The following is a 14,919-nucleotide window of genomic DNA, read 5'->3' as shown; positions in this document are numbered from 1 at the left end:
GCCCAGGACTCGCCCGGCCGGCCCTCCCCCGATCCTGCCGCCATCGAGATCCTCGGACGGGAACCGGACGACCTCTCCGCGCTGCTGTACACCTCGGGGACCACCGGCCGCCCCAAGGGGGCCATGCTCACCCTCGGCAACCTCACCGCGGCGGCGGAGACGGTGAAGGGCCTCATCGACGCCACGGACGCGGACAACTGGGCCACCGGCCTGCCCCTGTTCCACGTGTTCGGACTGGCCGCGGTCGCACTGCCGGCGCTGTCCGCGGGCCGGCCCGTCACACTCTTCCCGCGCTGGGACCCGCAGCAGTTCGTCCACGCGCTGGCCGCGGACGCCATCACGGTGATCTCCGGCGTGCCCACGATGTGGATGTCCGTGCTGGCGAGCGCACCCGAGGGGACGGCGCCGGCCCTGCGCGCGGTGAGCTCCGGGGGTGCGGCCATCGCCGGGGAGGTCGTGCGGCGCTTCGAGGACCGCTTCGCCGCCCCCGTCGTCGAGGGCTACGGACTCACCGAGACCACGGCCCTGGGCACCTTCAACCCGCTCGACGGCGAGCGCAAGGTGGGCAGTGTGGGGCGCCCCGTGGGCGATCTGGAGGTCCGCGTGATCGACCACGACGGGCAGCCGGTGCCCGCCGGAGAGGTCGGGGAGGTCTGCATCCGCGGGCCCGTCGTCATGAAGGGCTACTGGAACCGCCCCGAGGCCACGGCGGAGGTGCTGAGCGAGGACGGCTGGTTCCGCACCGGAGACCTGGGGCGGATGGACGCCGACGGCTACCTGTTCATCGTCGACCGCCTCAAGGACCTCATCCTCCACGGCGGCTACAACGTGTACCCGCGGGAGGTGGAGGAGGTGCTCTACGAGATCCCCGGCGTGCGCGAGGCCGCCGTGGTGGGCACGCCGGACGAGAAGTACGGCCAGCAGGTGACCGCTGTGCTCACGCGCACCGCGGACGCCGCCGGTGCGGCACTGTCCGCGGAGACCGTGGAGCGCTTCACCCGGGAGAACCTCGCCGCCTACAAGATCCCCCGGATCATCGAGTTCGTCGACGAGCTGCCCAAGGGCCCCTCCGGCAAGATCCTCAAGCGCGAGCTGCTGGCGCACGTGCCCGCACAGGCGGCACCGTGAAGCAGCGCAAGGACCCGGACGAGCTCGGCGCGAAGGGGATGCGCACCCGCACCCGGCTCATCCGCGCCGCGCAGCGGGTGTTCGAGCGGCGGGGCTTCCTCGGCACCACCCTGGCGGAGGTGACGGAGGAGGCGGGTGTGGCCTCGGGCACGCTCTACACGTACTTCACGAACCGCGAGGAGCTGCTGGCGGCGCTCATCGAGGACGCCTACGCCCAGTCGGTGGTGCCGGCCCACTCCCGGCCGGTGGACGAGGGCGAGCCGGTGGAGAGGATCCGCGCGGGCAATCTCGAGTACGTGCGCGCGTTCCGCGCCAATCGCGGCCTCAACAAGATCCTCGAGGAGGCCCGGCACTACGACGAGCGCATCGAGGCGAACCGTCTGCGCCGCGGCGAGGCGTTCTTCCGCCGCAACGCGGAGACCATCCGCGCGATGCAGGCCGACGGCCGCGTGCCGGGATCCGTCGACCCGGACTTCACCGCGCGCTCGCTGGGCCTCATGGTGAGCCGGCACTGCTACCACGTCTACGTCAACCCCGGCGATCCGCAGTACGACAGCGAGGAGGGCGCCGAGCGGTTCGCGGAGCAGCTCACCCGGCTGTGGCTGCGGGCACTGGGCCTCAAGGAGGAGGACTCATGACCACTGTTTCCAGGATCACATCTCTCAGCGCGTCCGCGGTGAGCGCGCTGCTGCTGAGTGCCTGCGCGGGCTCGGCCGGCAGCGGCGGGGGCGGAGGCGGCGAGGCCGGCGACGGCTACGAGTACGGTGCCGAGGCCGCAGCCGTGGAGGCGGCGATCGCGGACCTCGAACCCGCGTCCGTCACCTACCAGATCCCCGCGACCTCGCTGGAATCGCCTCAGGCGCCCATGGGCGTGGCGTACAAGGAGGCCGTCGAGGAGGCCTCGGGCGGCAAGCTCACCGTCGAGCTCGCCTTCAACCAGTCGATCGCGCCCTATGCGGAGCTGCACGACGCGCTCGCGGACGGCCGCGTCGACATGGCGTTCACCCTGCCGACCTACGAACCGGACCGCTTCCCGGCGGTGAACGCGGTCAACGATCTGCTGGTGGGGCAGGCCGCCTCGCCGTTCGAGGGGGATCTGCTGGCGAATCTGCTCGCCTACGATCTCGCCTGGCAGTCGCCGGAGGTGCTGAGCGAGTACGAGGAGCTCGGGCTCACCCCGTTCACCCCCGTCTCCGCCACGAGCGCCTACTACTCCGTCTGCACCGAACCGTCCACGGAGGACGAGGACTGGAGCGGCCTGCAGGTGCGCGTGGGCTCACAGCCGCAGAACGAACTGGTGGGAGAGCTGGGGGCCTCGCCGGTCTCGATCGCCGGGGTCGAGGCCTACGAGGCGCTGCAGCGCGGCACGGTGGACTGCACCCTGGCCGTGCTCTCCGATGTCTCGCAGGGCGGCTTCTTCGAGGTCGCGGGCAACCTGGGCTACCCCACCACCACACAGTTCCCCCGGGTCTCCGGGGCGATCCTGCAGGGCTCCGGGGTGCAGAACCTGCCGCTCGCCTACCAGCAGATCCTCTTCGACGCCTCCACCGCGGCGTTCCAGGGTGGGATGGAGACGTCGATCGGCTCGCAGGCGATCGCCCTCGAGGAGGCCAGTGAGAAGGGTGTGACGGTGGAGCCCCTCGCGGACGACCTGCAGGACCGGATCGCGGAGGCCAACGAGGCCCGGATGCAGGAGGTGGCGGACTCCGGTGTGCTCGGGGACGAGGTGCTCACCCGCGTCGACGAGACCGCGGAGTTCTGGACCGGGAAGCTCGAGGAGCTGGGATACACGGACCAGGGCGACTTCGCGGAGTTCCACGACTGGTACGACCCGGAGACGGACTTCACGCCCCTGGCGGACGCGCTCATGGAGCGCACCCTGCGGGAGCACCGCCCGAGCTGAGCAGAGCACGTGGGCCGGCCTGAGCTGATCTGAGCTGCCCCGTGCACGAATCCGTCGACGGAGAGGAACCCATGTTCACCACACCCGCAGAGATCTACGAGCACTCCTTCCGGGTGCACAGCGCACTGCCGGCCGTGCAGGAGGATGCGCGCTCCTTCACCTACCGCGACCTCTGGGTGTGGTCCGATGCGGTCATGCGCCAGCTGCGCGGGCTCGGCCTGGTGTCCGGGGACGTGGTGGGAATCTTCGCGGCCAATCGCGCCGAGTGGATCGTGGGCGAGTCCGCGATCGCACGCCTGGGCATGGTCCGCACGCCGGCCAACTTCATGTCGGCGCTGGAGACCGTCGCCTATCAGCTGCAGTACGCGGAGGCGAAGGTCCTGCTCACGGACTACGACCTCGGGACGGCGCTTCTCCCCCATCTCCCGGCCGAGGGCGGTCCGGTGCTCGTACAGCTGTCTGACCCGCAGGGCAGGAGCATCCCGGGGGCGGTGCCGCTCGCGGAGATGCCTGGGGAGGAGGCGGAGCCGGACCGCACGGAGCACGTCGTGGATCCGGATGCGCGCTCCGGCATCTTCTTCACGGGCGGGACCACGGGGCGGCCCAAGGCCGTCGCCCACACCGCGCGCTCCGCGGCGGCGGCGCTCTACATCCAGATGGTGGAGGCGGAGATCAGCGCCGGGGAGCGCATGCTGGTGATGACGCCGCTGGCGCATTCGGGCGGGGCGCTCGCTGCGGCTGGGATAGGCCGGGGCGCGCACGTGCGGATCCTGGAGGAGTTCGACGCCCAGCGCTCCGTGGACCTGCTGCGCGAGGAGGCGATCACGTGGACGTTCATGGTCCCGACCATGATCTACCGCGTGCTGGACCTCCTGGACGAACAGTCCCCGGACGGCACCCCGGAGGCGGGACGCGCCGTGCTCTCCCTGCGCACGGTGGTCTACGGTGCCGCGCCCATGTCGCCTGCTCGCCTTGCCCACGGGCTGCGGCTGCTGGGGCAGGTGTTCGTCCAGCTGTACGGGCAGACGGAGGCGCCGCAGTTCTGCACCCGGCTGTCCAAGCTCGATCACGATCCCGCCCGCCCGGAGCTGCTGGCCTCCTGCGGCAACCCCTCGCTGTTCACGGAGGTGAGGGTCACCGACGACTCGGGTGCCGAGGTGCCCCGCGGCGAGCTGGGCGAGATCACGGTCCGGACGCCCTTCGCGCTCACGGAGTACATCGGGAACCCCGAGGCCACCGCGGAGAAGTTCTGGGACGGCTGGGTGCGGACCGGGGACATGGGCGTCATGGACGACGCCGGCTACGTCTACCTCAAGGACCGCCGGAACGACATGATCATCTCCGGCGGCTTCAACGTGTACTCGCGTGAGGTCGAGGACGTCCTCTCCGCCCATCCGCAGGTCGCTCAGGCGGCGGTCATCGGGGTGCCGCATCCGGACTGGGGCGAGGCCGTCCACGCCGTCGTCGTGCCGCGGGAGCTGCCGGAGGACACTGGATCGCCCACTGCCTCGGCACCGGTGACGGGCGCGTCACCGCTCACCGCAGAGGCTCTCCTCGCCCACTCCCGCGACGGCCTCGCCCGCTACGCCCGCCCCAAGACCGTCGAGTTCGCGGACGCGCTGCCGCAGACACCCTTCGGGAAGATCGACAAGAAGGCGCTGCGCGCTCCGCACTGGGAGGGCGCCTCACGCCAGATCGGCTGATCCGCGGCGCGTTCTCAGCGGCCGAGCCGCACCGGCGGCATCCCCCTCACTCGAACCGGGAGACGTCGCCGGCGCCCTCGCGCCGGACGACCGCGGAGCCCTCCGTGAAGTCGATGACGGAGGTGGGCTCCGTGCCCGGCTCGCCGGAATCCACGATGAGGTCCACCTCGTGTCCGATCTCGTCGGAGACCTCGAGCGAATCCGTCATCGCGTCCTCATGGCCGGGCAGGATGAGCGTGGACGAGAGGATCGGCTCCCCCACCTCCTCGACGAGGGCGAGCGCCGTGGGGTTCTGCGGGATGCGGGCGCCCACCGAGTGCTTCTTGGGGTGCATCATCTTCCGCGGCACCTCCTTCGTCGCCTTCATGATGAAGGTGTACGGGCCGGGGGTGAGCGCCTTCACGGCGCGGAAGGCGGCGTTGTCGATGATGACGAACTGCCCCAGCTGCGCGAAGTCGTGGCACATGAGGGTGAAGTGGTGCTTCTGGTCCAGCTGGCGGATCCGGAGGATGCGTTCGATGCCGTTCCGGTTCTCCAGCCCGCACCCGAGCGCATAGCCCGAGTCCGTGGGGTAGGCGATCAGACCGCCGGAGGCGATGACCTCCGCGGCCTGGCGGATGAGACGCGGCTGCGGATCCACGGGGTGGATCGTGAGGATCTTCGCATTCATGCATCCATCGTAGTGGAGGCACCGTACCGCACCACGACCTCCCGGCCGCGGCGCGCGGGTGCGGCCCGCACCGGCAGTCCCGCGCCGGTCCGCAGATCGGAGGCGATGAGGCTGTTGACCCACCGCGCACGCGGATCCGCGTCGACCAGCAGCGCCTTGAGCAGCAGCGTGGCCGGCAGCGCCAGGAGCGCGCCCAGCCAGCCCAGCACCCAGTACCAGAACAGGAGCGACAGGAAGCTCACGAGCGGGGTCACGCCCACGGACTCGCCCGTGAACTTGGGCTGGATGACGGACTGGATGACGAAGTTGAGCACGCTGTAGGCGATGACCACCCACACTGCGGCCGCCCAGCCCTGATCCATGAGTGCGAGCAGCGCCGGAGGGACGAGGCCGATCACGAATCCCACGTTGGGGATGTAGTTGGTGAGGAACGCGAGCACGCCCCACACCAGCGCCAGGGGCACGCCGATCACCTGCAGGGCGGCCACGTCCAGCGCCGCCACGATGAGCCCGAACACCGTCGCCACGACCCAGTACCGGCGCACGCCGGCGGAGAACGAGGTCAGGGCCACTGCGAAGCGCGGCCGCTGCCGGGTCAGGCTGCGCAGACGCTCCGGGAAGGAGATCGTGTCCAGCGCGACGAAGAACACCGCCATCACCACCGTGGTGAGCAGTGTGAGCACGAGCGTCGCATTGGAGAACAGCGGGGCGAGCGCGGCGATCACGCTGGAGGCGTCGAGCGCCTCGAGCTGGTGCTGGAGCACGCCGGGGGTGAGCCCCATCGTCGCCAGCCAGTCCCCCGTGTCCTGGACGATCTGCACGATCTCGTTCGCATAGCCCGGCATGATGAGCACGAGCTCCGCGATGGACCAGGCGGTCAGCGCGAAGAAGGCCGCCAGCACCACGAGCACCAGGAGGACCGTCGCCATCGCGGCGAGGAACCGCGGCACGCGCAGCCGCACGAGCCATGCCTGCAGCGGGTGGACGATGATCACGAGGTTGAGGGCGAGGAACACCGGGGCGGCGATGTCCTGCACCTGCCGCAGCACGAGCAGGACGATCGCCAGCCCGGCCAGGCCCAGCGTCACCGTGACGAAGCGCGGGAGCGGGGACCGCGACCGGTCCCCGTCACCGTGGGGCGGGGCCTCGCCCACCGTGCCCGCCTCCCCCGGTGCCTGTGCGCTCACGTGCGCTTCCGCTTCTCCCTGATCCGCATGCTGATCTCGATGGGCGTGCCCTCGAAGGCGAACGTCTCACGCAGCCGGCGGGTGATGAATCTGCGGTAGCCGGGGTCGAGGAACCCGGAGGTGAAGAGCACGAAGTGCGGCGGCCTGTTCGAGGCCTGCGTGCCGAACAGGATGCGCGGCTGCTTGCCGCCGCGCAGCGGGTGCGGGTTCGCCGCCACCAGTTCGCCCAGGAACGCATTGAAGCGGCTGGTGGGGATCCGCCTGTCCCAGTTCTCCAGCGCCCGCTCCATGGCCGGCACCAGCTTCTCCGCGTGGCGCCCGGTCTTCGCGGAGATGTTCACACGCGGGGCCCAGGCCACGTGCGCCAGGTCCTTGTCGATCTCCCGGGCGAGCCACTCCCGGCGCTCCTCGTCCGTGAGGTCCCACTTGTTGAATGCGAGCACGAGCGCACGGCCGGCCTCGGTGGCGCTGCGGATGATCCGCACGTCCTGCTCGCTGAGCGTCTCGTTGGCCTCCAGCAGGACCAGGGCGAGCTCCGCGCGCTCCAGAGCCGTCTGCGTGCGCAGCGCCGCGTAGTAGTCCGCGCCCGAGGCCTGCCGGGCCCGCTTCTTGATGCCCGCCGTGTCGACGAAGCGCCAGGGCCGTCCGCCCAGCTCCACGATCTCGTCGACCGGATCGCGCGTGGTGCCGGCGACGTTGTCCACGAGCACCCGCTCGCTGCCGAACAGGCGGTTGAGCAGGGAGGACTTGCCCACGTTGGGCCGGCCCACGAGGGCGATGCGGCGCGGACCGCCGGGAGCCTCGGCGTCGTCCACCTGTGAGTGCTCCGGCAGCATCTCGATGACCTCGTCGAGGAAGTCCGCGACGCCCCGGCCGTGCATGGCGCTGATGGGGTGCGGTTCGCCCAGGCCCAGGGACCACAGCTCCGCCGCGGCGATCTCGCCGCGCTCGTCGTCGACCTTGTTCGCCGCCAGCAGCACGGGCTTGCCCGCGCGCCGGAGCATGCGCACCACGTGCTCGTCGGTCGAGGTCACCCCCGTGGTCACGTCGACGACGAGGACGACGCCGTCGGCCTGCTCCACCGCGACCTCCGCCTGCTCCGCGATGCGGGAGGCCATGCCCTTCGCGTCGATGTCCCAGCCGCCGGTGTCCACGAGCGTGAGCGGACGCCCGCCCCACTCGCCCCGGTAGCGCACGCGGTCGCGGGTGACGCCGGGGACGTCCTCGACGACCGCCTCGCGCCGGCCCAGGATGCGGTTGACGAGCGTGGACTTGCCCACGTTGGGGCGCCCCACGATCGCCAGCACGGGCGCGGGGCGGACCAGACCGCCCTCCGCATCCGGATCCTCGAGGTCCGCGAGCAGTGCCGCGTCGTCGTCCTCGAGCGCGTAGTCGGCCAGCCCGGAGCGCAGCGACTCCGCGCGCAGCCGCGCATCCTCCTCGTCGATGTCCGCCACCCGCGCGGCGAGGTCCTCGTCCGGCGCGGGGACGAACCCCTCACCCTCGGCTGCCGCGTCCGTCATGTCGTTCGGGCCTCGGGTCATGCGGCCTCCTTCGCCAGTGCGAGGACGGCCTCGACGGCCTCCTCGAAGCTCACATGTGTGGTGTCGAGGGTGTGGACGCCGTCCGCCGCGGTGAGGAAGCTCGTCGTCTGCGAGTCCTTCGCATCGCGGTCCGTCACGAGCGCGCGCGTCGCGGCGATCGCCTCCGCGTCCGCCGTCCCGTGGTTCTCCCCGGCGCGGCGTGCGATCCGCACGTCCTCGTCCGCCGTCATGAGGATGCGCACCGGTGCGTCCGGGGCCACGACCGTGGTGATGTCGCGGCCCTCCACGACGATGCCCGCGGGCTTCTCCGCGATGGCCTCGCGCTGCTTCTCGATGAGCTCCTCCCGGGCCTCCGGGACGCCGGAGACCGTCTGCACGCCGGCGGAGACGGCGTCCGTGCGGATCTCCTCCGTCACGTCGATGCCGTCGACCTCGATCCGGAAGCCGTCCGGGTCCGTGGAGATCTCGAGGTCCGCGCCGCGCACCAGCTCGACGACGTCACCGGGATCGCTCACGCCGCGGCTGAGCGCCAGCCATGCCATCGCCCGGTACATGGCACCCGTGTCCAGGTAGGCCCAGCCCAGCCGGCGCGCCACCTCCTTGGAGGTGCTGGACTTGCCCACTCCGCTGGGTCCGTCGATCGCGATGACTCTCATCTCTGTCCTTCGTTCGGTGTGTCTGCTTCTGTGCGCTTCTCAGCATGGTCCGGCAGCCTCCAGCCGCGGGCCAGGAGCCCGTCGACCAGATCCTGGACGTGCGCGGGCAGGACGAAGAGGTCCAGGCTTCCGAGGCGGCGCCCGGTGGCGTGGTCGATCCGCACGTCCTCGATGTTGATGCCCAGCTCGCCCACCTCCGCGAACAACCGGCCGAGGTTGCCCGGCTCGTCGCCGATCACCACCGTCACCGTCGCGTACTGGGTGGGGGCCTGGCCGTGCTTGCCCGGGATCCGCTGCTGTCCCTCGTTGCCGGCGGCGATCGCGCCGGCGAGGACGGCGAGCGCACCCGGCTCCAGCGCGAGTGCGGCGATCACGCGGTCCAGGTCCTCGCGGATCTCCATGAGCACCGTGCGGACCTCCGCGGCGTTGCCGGCCAGGATCTGGGTCCAGAGCCCGGGGTCCGAGGCCGCGATCCGGGTGACGTCGCGCAGGCCCTGGCCGGCGAGTGCGACGCCCTCCACCGGCATCCGCGCCAGCCGCGCCGCCACCAGCGAGGACATCACCTGCGGGGCGTGGGAGACCCGGGCCACGGAGGAGTCGTGGAAGTCCGGCTCCAGGTGGAGCACCGTCGAACCCACCGCCGAGGCCGTGGCCACGACCTGGGCGAGCCGCTCCGGCGGGGTCGCCTCGTCCGAGCAGATCACCCACGGCCGGTCCTCGAAGAGGTCCACCCGCGCCGCGATCGCACCGGAGCGTTCGCGTCCGGCCATCGGGTGCGAGCCGATGTAGCGGTCGAGCTCCGCACCGGTGACGGACCGGCGGACGGCGTCGAGCAGCGCGCCCTTGACGCTCGCGACGTCCGTGACCGTGGCCTCGGGCAGCCTGCGGAGATGCTCGACGACGAGTGAGGCGGTGACGTCAGGAGGCGCGGCGACCACGACGAGCTGGGTGTCCGCGGCGGCCTCGGCGACCGTGCCGGCGCCCATGTCCGCGGCGAGCTGCGCTGCGGTGGGCGAGGCATCGGCCAGGGTGACCGCAGCGCCCGCGCGGGTGAGCGCGAGCCCCAGCGAGGCGCCCAGCAGGCCCGCGCCCACGATGTGGACGCGCTGCGGGAGGGCACCGGTCGCCGCCGCACCGCGCGATGAGGAGCTGCTCACAGATCGACGGCCTTCATGAGCTCGCCCACCTCGTGCGGCCGCAGGTCCCGCATCTTGCCCGGGCGCTGCTCCGCGAGCGCGATGGGACCGAACTGCGTGCGCACCAGCCGCTCCACGGGCGTGCCCACGGCCTCGAGCAGGCGACGCACGATCCGGTTGCGGCCGGAGTGGAGGACGACCTCGACGAGCGCCCTGCCCGGGGTGGAGTCGAGGAGCCGGAACGAGTCGACGTGCGCCATGCCGTCCTCGAGCTCGATGCCGTCGCGCAGGCGCGCTCCCGCGTCCTTGGGGACGGGACCGCGCACCTGGGCGAGGTAGGTTTTGGGGACCTCGTAGCGGGGGTGCGTGAGACGGTTGGAGAGCTCGCCGTCGTTCGTCAGCAGCAGCAGTCCCTCCGTCTCGTAGTCGAGCCTGCCCACGTAGAAGAGGCGCTCGGGACGGTTCTTCAGGTAATCCGCGACGGTCTTGCGCCCCTCCGGGTCGCTCATGGAGGTGAGGACCTTCTTGGGCTTGTTGAACGCGAGGTAGACCTTGTCCGTGTGGGCCGTGATGCGCAGCGTGTCGACGTGGACGGTCTGCTTCTCCGGATCGATCCGGGTGCCCAGCTCCGTGACGACGACGCCGTCGACCTCGACGCGGCCCTCGGAGATGAGCTGTTCGCAGGCCCGGCGCGAGCCCAGCCCGGCGTCGGCCAGCACCTTCTGCAGGCGCACCCCGTCCGCGGAGTGCACGTCGGAGACCGGGCCGTGACCGGTCTGGACCGGCTTGCGGCCGGCTCGCGCCCTGCGGGTGGGACGCTTGCTGCGATGGCCCGGTGAGCGGGGATCATGGGAGTTCATACGTCGATTATCCCCAATTCTCCCTCAGAACCCGCACCGGCCTCGCCTGTGCGATTCGCCTCATCCCCGTCCGGCAGGAACGGGGCGATGTCCGGGAGGTCCTCGATCCGGCCCAGACCGGCGGCCTCGAGGAAGGCCGGGGTGGTGACGAACCGGACCGCGCCGGTGAGCTCCTCCGTCCCCGCCTCCACGATGAGGCCCCGCATGAGCAGGGTCCGGACCACCCCGTCGACGTTGACGCCGCGGATCGCGGAGACCCGCGCACGCGTGACGGGCTGCCGGTAGGCGATGATCGCGAGCGTCTCCAGCGCGGCCTGCGAGAGCTTCGCCGACTGCCCGGCCGTGAGGAAGGTCGCAACCACGTCGTGCTGCTCGGGCCGGCTGAAGATGCGCCAGCCGCCCGCGGAGCGCGTCAGCCGAAAGCCCCGGGGCCGTCCGCCGTGCGCACCGTCGAAGTCCGCGGCCAGCTCCTCGAGGGCGCGCACGACCTCGTCCTCCTCGACGCCGAGGCCCTCGGCCAGCTCGCCGGCGCCCACGGAGCGGTCGGTGACCATGAGGATCGCCTCGAGCGCGGTAAGGAGCTCTGCGCTGGGCTGCTCAGTGTCCGTCATGTGGTCCCTCCTCCTGCGCCGGCTCCTGCGGCAGTGCCGAGCGCAGCGTGATCGTGAGCGTGCCGAGCGCCTGCGGCTGCTCCACCTCCACCAGGTCCGCGCGGATGAGTTCCAGCACCGCGAGGAAGCGGGCGACGACCACGAGCCGCGAGCCCGCGTCCTCGATGAGGGCGGAGAACTCGACCGCCTGCGCCTCCTGCAGGCGGTTCAGCAGCAGGGCCCGCTCCTCCGGGACGGACACGTGGGCCTCGTGGAGGTGGTCGAGCGCGACCTGCGGCGGCGTGCGGTCCCGGGAGACCACGGCGGCGTAGACCGCGGCGAGCACCGGCGGCGAGGTGGAGAACTCCAGCGGCGGGAGCAGCCCGGTGAAGGCCTCCTCCAGCCCCACCGCCCGGGGCACCGCCCGGGCGGCCGTGCCCATCCGCTCCCCCAGCACCTGGGAGACGGCCTTGAAGGCGCGGTACTGCAGGAGCCGGGCGAAGAGCAGGTCCCGGGCCTCCAGCAGCTCGAGGTCGAGCTCGTCGTCCACCTCGCCGCCCGGCAGCAGGCGCGCGGTCTTGAGGTCCAGCAGCGTCGCCGCGATCACGAGGAAGTGGGTGAGCTCGTCCAGCGAGCGGGTCCCGCGCAGGGCGGAGACGTGGTCGAGGAACTCGTCCGTCACCTCCGCCAGAGCGATCTCCGTGACGTCCAGCGACCGCTTGGCGATGAGGTCGAGGAGCACCTCGAAGGGGCCGGAGAAGTTCTCCAGCTCCACGGTGAAGACGCGGTGCGCGGACCCGCAACCGGCCTCGGCGGTGACGCTCAGGGCGAGCCGCCGCGGGAGATGAGCTCCCGCGCGAGCCGGCGATACGCGTCTGCGCCGGCGTGCGTGGGCGCGAAGGTGGTGATGGGCTCCGCCGCCACGGAGGCGTCCGGGAAGCGGACCGTCCGGTTGATGACGGTGTCGAAGACCGTCTCACCGAAGGCCTCCACGATGCTCGCGATGACCTCGCGGGAGTGCAGGGTCCGGCCGTCGTACATGGTGGCGAGGATGCCGTCGATCCGGAGGCTGGGGTTGAGGCGGTCCTGCACCTTCTCGATCGTCTCCACCAGCAGCGCCACGCCGCGCAGCGCGAAGAACTCCGTCTCGAGCGGGATCACGACCCCGTGGGCGGCGGTGAGCGCGTTCACGGTGAGCAGGCCCAGCGACGGCTGGCAGTCCACGAGCACCACGTCGTACTCGTCCTCGACCCGGGACAGGGCACGGGCGAGCACCTGTTCGCGGGCCACCTCGCCCACCAGCTGGATCTCTGCGGCGGAGAGGTCGATGTTCGCAGGCATCACGTCGATGCCCTCCACCCCCGTGGTGTGGATGACCTCGTGCGGATCCAGCCGCGAGTTCATGAGCACGTCGTACACGGTCCGGTCCAGCGCGTGCGGGTTGATGCCCAGCCCCACGGACAGCGCGCCCTGCGGGTCGAAGTCCACGAGGAGGACCCTGCGGCCGTAGCCGGCGAGCGCGGCGCCCAGGTTGATCGAGGAGGTGGTCTTGCCCACTCCGCCCTTCTGGTTCACCATCGCGATGATGCGTGCGGGTCCGTGCTCGTCGAGCGCGGGCGGTGCCGGGAACTCCCGGATCGGACGGCCGGTGGGGCCCATCTCCTCTACCGCGATGTCGAGCCTCTCGTCTGCCACGGGCTGCCTCGTCTCCTGTGTTGCCGATCTGAAAGCAGGCGGGGATGCGCCTGCAGGTGTGCCTGAGCCGCCGGCGCAGCGCCGCCGGCCCCCAGCCTAGCGCGCCCGCGGGTGCGAGGACGCGTAGACCTCTCGCAGGGTCTGTGCCGTCACCCTCGTGTAGATCTGCGTGGTCACGACGGAGGCGTGCCCCAGCAGCTCCTGGACCACGCGGATGTCCGCGCCGCCCTCCAGCAGGTGGGTGGCGAACGAATGGCGGAGGGTGTGGGGCGTGACCTCGTCCAGCCCCGCCGCCGCCGCCGCCCGCGTGACGATCGCCCAGGCGGACTGCCGGCTCAGCCGGGTGCCGCGCTGGTTGAGGAAGACCGCACCCCGGTCGCCGCCGGACCTCGCCGCCAGTGCCGGCCGGTCCCGCACCGTCCACGTCCCCAGTGCCTCCGCGGCGTGGGAGCCCAGCGGCACGATCCGGTCCTTCCCTCCCTTGCCGTAGAGCCGGACCAGACGGTGCTCGAGGTCCAGGTCGTCGAGGTCGAGGCCCACGGCCTCGCTGATGCGCGCGCCGGTGGCGTAGAGGAGCTCGAGGAGCGCGGCCGCACGGTGCTGGACGAGGGACTCCCCCGCCGTCTGCGCGAGCATCGCCTCGACCTCGTCGAGGCGCAGGGCCTTGGGGAGGCTGTCGCGCAGTGCCGGCGGCGAGAGCTGGGCCACCGGGTCCGCCGCGGCGGTGCCCTCGGCGACCAGGTGGTCGTGGAGGCGGCGGACTGCCACCGCGATCCGTGCGGTGGAGGCCGGTGCGAGACCGGAGTCCGCGAGTGCCGCACGGAAGGCGAGCGCGTCCTCGGCCGTCACCTCCTCGAACGCGCGCACTCCCCGCCGGTCGAGCCACGTGAGGTACCGTGCGAGATCCCGCGCATAGGCGTCGACCGTGTTGCGGGAGAGCCCGCGCTCCAGCTCGATGTGCGCCAGGTAGTCCGCCGCCGGGCGGACGAGGCCGGACGGCCCCTCCGGCAGCAGCTCAGCTCCGTGCCGCGCCACGATCCTCCCAGGGGGCGTCCGCCGGGCGCAGTCCGGTCCAGCCGCGGCTGCGCGCCGCGTGGGCGTGGAAGACGGCGAGTGCGGCGATCGCGTTCCGCACGCGTCCGCCGAGCACGGCGTCGCGCGCCTCGTCCAGCGGCACCCAGCGCAGCACGATCCCGCTCTCCTCGTCCTCGCGCTCGTGGTGCTCCTCCTCCGGCACGGCGGTGACTCCGCGCGCCAGGTAGATCCGGACCCGCTCGTCCGAACCGCCCGGAGAGGTGAAGAGATCTGCGAGCGTGTGCCAGTCCTCGGCCCGCAGGTCCGCCTCCTCCCCGAGCTCGCGGGCCGCGCCCGCGGCCGGATCCTCGCCACTGACGTCGAGGAGACCCGCAGGCACCTCCCAGTCGCGGGTGCGGATGGGATGCCGGTACTGCTGGAGGAGGAGGATCCGGTCCTCGTCGTCCACCGCCGCCACGGCGACCGCACCGGGGTGGGCCATCTTGTCGCGTGTGAGCGGACGCGCGGACTCCGGCAGTTCGAAGGTCTCCCGGACGATGTCCCAGACGAAGCCGGAGTAGACGGTCTCCCGCGCGGAGACCGGCACCTCGACCGGCAGGTCCGCGAGAGGCGGGTCCGCAGGGGGCGGGTCCGCACGGGGGCGATCCGCGCTCATGCGCCCTCCGCGCGCCGCGCCAGCGCCGCGACGAGGTGCGCATGCAGCGGGTCGGTGGCGGCGCTGGCGGGCTGCTCAGTCACGCGGCTTGCTGTCGGTGCGGGCCGGCCGGGGCGTGGGCGCGATCTCCACGCGGCGGTTGCGCGCGCGGCCCTCG

At 71.9% G+C, this 14,919-nt stretch carries 15 protein-coding genes; 4 read left to right on the top strand and 11 right to left on the bottom strand.

The features are described 5' to 3' along the window. The 4 genes from Q0A33_RS07010 to Q0A33_RS06995 all read left to right on the top strand — a co-directional run. A partial coding sequence (locus Q0A33_RS07010) for an AMP-binding protein (protein ID WP_291794723.1) occupies positions 1–1,128 on the top strand: 1,128 nt, incomplete at its 5' end. Continuing rightward, positions 1,125–1,766, top strand: coding sequence for a TetR/AcrR family transcriptional regulator (locus tag Q0A33_RS07005; protein ID WP_291794722.1), 642 nt, complete (start codon positions 1,125–1,127; stop codon positions 1,764–1,766). The genes Q0A33_RS07010 and Q0A33_RS07005, both read left to right, overlap by 4 nt. Then, entirely contained in the window at positions 1,763–3,031 is a 1,269-nt protein-coding gene (locus Q0A33_RS07000; protein ID WP_291794721.1) for a C4-dicarboxylate ABC transporter substrate-binding protein, read from the top strand. Before Q0A33_RS07005 ends, Q0A33_RS07000 begins: the two co-directional genes overlap by 4 nt. Positions 3,032–3,102: 71 nt before the next feature. After that, complete coding sequence (locus Q0A33_RS06995; protein WP_291794720.1) at positions 3,103–4,734, top strand: AMP-binding protein; 1,632 nt, start codon at positions 3,103–3,105, stop codon at positions 4,732–4,734. Between the two features lie 46 nt (positions 4,735–4,780). Here Q0A33_RS06995 and Q0A33_RS06990 read toward each other — a convergent pair whose 3' ends face one another. The 11 genes from Q0A33_RS06990 to Q0A33_RS06940 all read right to left on the bottom strand — a co-directional run bounded on the left by Q0A33_RS06990 (position 4,781) and on the right by Q0A33_RS06940 (position 14,762). Then, positions 4,781–5,404: an L-threonylcarbamoyladenylate synthase gene (locus Q0A33_RS06990; protein ID WP_291794719.1), complete on the bottom strand. Its 624-nt coding sequence runs from the start codon at positions 5,402–5,404 to the stop codon at positions 4,781–4,783. Then, complete coding sequence (locus Q0A33_RS06985) at positions 5,401–6,591, bottom strand: AI-2E family transporter (RefSeq protein WP_291794718.1); 1,191 nt, start codon at positions 6,589–6,591, stop codon at positions 5,401–5,403. The genes Q0A33_RS06990 and Q0A33_RS06985 overlap by 4 nt, the downstream gene beginning before the upstream one ends. Next, on the bottom strand, positions 6,588–8,114 hold the full coding sequence (gene der, locus Q0A33_RS06980; RefSeq protein ID WP_291794725.1) for a ribosome biogenesis GTPase Der: 1,527 nt from the start codon (positions 8,112–8,114) through the stop codon (positions 6,588–6,590). The genes Q0A33_RS06985 and der overlap by 4 nt, the downstream gene beginning before the upstream one ends. Positions 8,115–8,131: 17 nt before the next feature. After that, on the bottom strand, positions 8,132–8,791 hold the full coding sequence (gene cmk / locus Q0A33_RS06975) for a (d)CMP kinase (RefSeq protein WP_291794717.1): 660 nt from the start codon (positions 8,789–8,791) through the stop codon (positions 8,132–8,134). Next, positions 8,788–9,948 carry a prephenate dehydrogenase gene (locus tag Q0A33_RS06970; RefSeq protein ID WP_291794716.1) on the bottom strand — a complete coding sequence of 387 codons (1,161 nt, stop codon included), beginning with the start codon at positions 9,946–9,948 and terminating at the stop codon, positions 8,788–8,790. The genes cmk and Q0A33_RS06970 overlap by 4 nt, the downstream gene beginning before the upstream one ends. Beyond that, positions 9,945–10,787 carry a pseudouridine synthase gene (locus tag Q0A33_RS06965; RefSeq protein ID WP_291794715.1) on the bottom strand — a complete coding sequence of 281 codons (843 nt, stop codon included), beginning with the start codon at positions 10,785–10,787 and terminating at the stop codon, positions 9,945–9,947. The genes Q0A33_RS06970 and Q0A33_RS06965 overlap by 4 nt, the downstream gene beginning before the upstream one ends. Beyond that, positions 10,784–11,398, bottom strand: a complete 615-nt coding sequence (locus Q0A33_RS06960; RefSeq protein ID WP_291794714.1) for an SMC-Scp complex subunit ScpB — start codon at positions 11,396–11,398, stop codon at positions 10,784–10,786. Before Q0A33_RS06960 ends, Q0A33_RS06965 begins: the two co-directional genes overlap by 4 nt. Next, positions 11,385–12,152 (bottom strand): ScpA family protein, encoded by a 768-nt coding sequence (locus tag Q0A33_RS06955; RefSeq protein WP_291794713.1) that lies wholly within the window; start codon positions 12,150–12,152, stop codon positions 11,385–11,387. The genes Q0A33_RS06960 and Q0A33_RS06955 overlap by 14 nt, the downstream gene beginning before the upstream one ends. Before the next feature lie 47 nt (positions 12,153–12,199). After that, a complete protein-coding gene (locus Q0A33_RS06950) occupies positions 12,200–13,036 on the bottom strand; it encodes an AAA family ATPase (RefSeq protein WP_291794724.1) in 837 nt (278 codons plus the stop codon). Positions 13,037–13,168: 132 nt separating this feature from the next. Beyond that, positions 13,169–14,107 carry a tyrosine recombinase gene (locus Q0A33_RS06945; RefSeq protein WP_291794712.1) on the bottom strand — a complete coding sequence of 313 codons (939 nt, stop codon included), beginning with the start codon at positions 14,105–14,107 and terminating at the stop codon, positions 13,169–13,171. After that, positions 14,088–14,762, bottom strand: a complete 675-nt coding sequence (locus Q0A33_RS06940) for an NUDIX hydrolase (protein ID WP_291794711.1) — start codon at positions 14,760–14,762, stop codon at positions 14,088–14,090. The genes Q0A33_RS06945 and Q0A33_RS06940 overlap by 20 nt, the downstream gene beginning before the upstream one ends. Between the last annotated feature and the right edge of the window lie 157 nt (positions 14,763–14,919).

It is taken from the genome of Brevibacterium sp., from assembly GCF_022712115.1.
Taxonomy (GTDB): domain Bacteria; phylum Actinomycetota; class Actinomycetes; order Actinomycetales; family Brevibacteriaceae; genus Brevibacterium; species Brevibacterium salitolerans.
The sequence above is the reverse complement of the archived record's forward strand: the minus strand, read 5'-3'. Positions and strand labels throughout refer to the sequence as shown.